Consider the following 2236-nt stretch of genomic DNA (forward strand, 5'->3'; position numbering starts at 1 on the left):
CGGGCCGCGCGCGAGGGGCGGGCCGCGCCCGCCGAACCGGGCGCGCGGCGCGGCCCGTTCCGCCCGTTGACCATCAGGACCGGCTATGACGCGGTGGCCTGCGCCGCGCACTTCCTGCGCTGGCTCGGCTTCGCCGGGGTCCGCACCGCCGTGCCCAGGACCGCCTCCGGGCTCGACCTGCGCGGGCCGTCCGTGGTCGGCCTGGTGAACGCCACCACCGAGCCGACCGGCGACGAGGAGCTGGAAGTGCTGTGGCTACACGGCCTGTTGGGCTCCTCGCTGGCCGTCGCCTTCTCGCTGGCCGGCTACCGGGGGCAGGCGCGGACCCTGGCCGACCGGCTGCGGCTGCCGCTCTTCGTGCTGGACCTCAGCGGCACGCCCCAGCCCGTCAACGAGCCGGGCCAGCGGCTGCTGGACCACGGCGTGGACGCCGAGCCCTGACGGGCGTTCACCCCCGGTCGGCGCCCTCCTCGAGCCGCACATCGTGTCGGGCGCCGGGCGTGTGGAAGGCGAGCAGCGCGGCGCCCTCGGCGGTCAACGCGGCCCGCTCGTCCGCCGTCAGCGGGCCCCGGGGGCGCAGGACGAGGGCGGCCTCGGTGTGCCGGCGGTCGGCGTCGATCCGCCAGGCGCCCCGGACGAAGCCGTCCACCAGGAACACCGGGTCGGGCCGCATCCCCCCGCGCCAGACCGCCGCCCTGACCTCGTCGGGCAGCACCCGGGTGCGGTCGTGGTGCCCGATGAAGGCGTTGTCGAACTCGGGCAGGAAGCGGGGCGGCGCCGGGGCGTCCTCCTCGGGGAGGGTGGCCTCCGCCAGGTCGAAGAGCGTGGTCCGCCCGTCGGGCGCGCGATAGGTCCGCAGCCGCCCGCCAAGCCGTTCGAAGACCTCCGCCAGCCGCGTCAACCCCGACCAGACCTGCGCGTCCCTGACCGAGGCGGGGCCGAAGGCGGCCAGATAGCGCAGCACCAGCTCGTCCACCGAGCCGTCCTCGGCCAACCCGGCGCCCAGCCAGGACTGGGCGGTGGTGTGCCGGGCCGCGCCGCCCCGGTGCCACAGCCCGCGCGGCGGGACCTGGACCAGCGCCAGGAAGTGGCGGGCGACCATGGCCAGGTCGCGCGGCGCGTACGCCGGCCAGCGCTCGGCGAGCCGCCGGCCCAACTCCTCGGCGGTCAGCGGTCGTTCCTCCAACAGGGCGCGGGACGCCTCGCTCACCTCGGCCAGGTCGACCCCGGCCAGCCGCCTGCCGAAGGAGGAGCCGAACGGCCGCTGGTGCGCGGCCTCCAGCACCGGTCTCAGCCGCAGGCAGTCCCGGGCGGTCACGGTGTGGATCGTGGAGCGGAGCAGCGATATCCGGACGAAGGCGCGCGCCTCGAAGCGGCGGGAGAAGTCCTCGGCGTCGAAGTCGGCCAGCCGGGAGAAGAGCGCCGTGTAGTGGTTGGTCGGGACCTGGGTCTGGAGCCCCACGAGGTGCTCCACGGCCTCGGCGGGCGTGGCCGGCGCGCGCCGGGCGAGCCACTGGCGGTCAAGCAGCGCGCGGTTGAGGGTGCGGAGGGAGAGCTGGGGCGGCCGGGTCATGGGGCGAGCCTATGTCCGCCCACTGACAGTCGGCCGACGCGCCGCCGTCCCGGTGGATCGGCAGTCCGCTGCCGGTCAGCGGCACCCCGCTGCCGCCCCTGCGCACCGCGACCATCTCGGCGGCGATGGCCAGCGCCGTCTCAGCGGGGGTGCGGGCGCCCAGGTCGAGGCCGATCGGCGAGCGCAGCCTGGCCAGTTGGGCCTCGCCGAGCCCGGCCGCGCGCAGCCGCCGCAGCCGGTCGGTGTGGGTGCGCCACGAGCCCATCGCGCCCACATAGCCGGCCGGCCCGCGCAACGCCCGCACCAGCGCCGGGACATCGAACCTCGGGTCGTGGGTCAGCACGCAGACGGCGTCGCGCGCCGTGAGGCGTTGCGCGTCGAGGTAGCGGTGCGGCCAGTCGTTGACCACCTCGGCCGCCTCGGGGAAGCGTTCGGCGGTGGCGAAGACCGGGCGCGCGTCGCAGACCGTGACCCGGTGGCCGAGCGGCCCGGCGACCCGGGCCAGCGCGGCGGCGAAGTCCACCGCGCCGAAGATCAGCAGCCGGGCCGGGGCCCGCCGGCCCTCCACCCACACCCGCCGCCCGCCCGGGAGCCGGACGATCCCGGTGCCGCCCCGTTCGGCCAGCGCGCTGGCCCGCGCGAGCGCCGCCCGGTCGGCCTTCG

Annotated in this window: 2 protein-coding genes and 1 pseudogene; 1 reads left to right on the forward strand and 2 read right to left on the reverse strand. The window is 77.1% G+C overall.

The genetic code is table 11. From position 1 onward, the window contains the following. Positions 1 to 441: pseudogene (locus EBN88_RS29615) on the forward strand (hypothetical protein); the annotation flags it as partial. A gap of 7 nt (positions 442 to 448) precedes the next feature. Here the strand turns inward: EBN88_RS29615 and EBN88_RS29620 are convergent. Together EBN88_RS29620 and EBN88_RS29625 are read right to left on the reverse strand one after the other, a co-directional pair. Continuing rightward, entirely contained in the window at positions 449 to 1573 is a 1125-nt protein-coding gene (locus EBN88_RS29620) for a winged helix DNA-binding domain-containing protein (RefSeq protein ID WP_122400056.1), read from the reverse strand. Then, on the reverse strand, positions 1521 to 2236 hold a 716-nt coding region (locus EBN88_RS29625), incomplete at its 5' end, for an XdhC family protein (protein WP_199742539.1). The genes EBN88_RS29620 and EBN88_RS29625, both read right to left, overlap by 53 nt.

It is taken from the genome of Streptomyces triticirhizae, from assembly GCF_003696235.1.
In the GTDB taxonomy this organism is placed as follows: Bacteria; Actinomycetota; Actinomycetes; order Streptomycetales; family Streptomycetaceae; genus Streptomyces; species Streptomyces triticirhizae.

Coding starts and splice junctions, on each gene's coding strand:
- EBN88_RS29620 (WP_122400056.1), bottom strand. CDS start 1,573: ATGACCCGGCCGCCCCAGCTCTCCCTCCGCACCCTCAACCGCGCGCTG.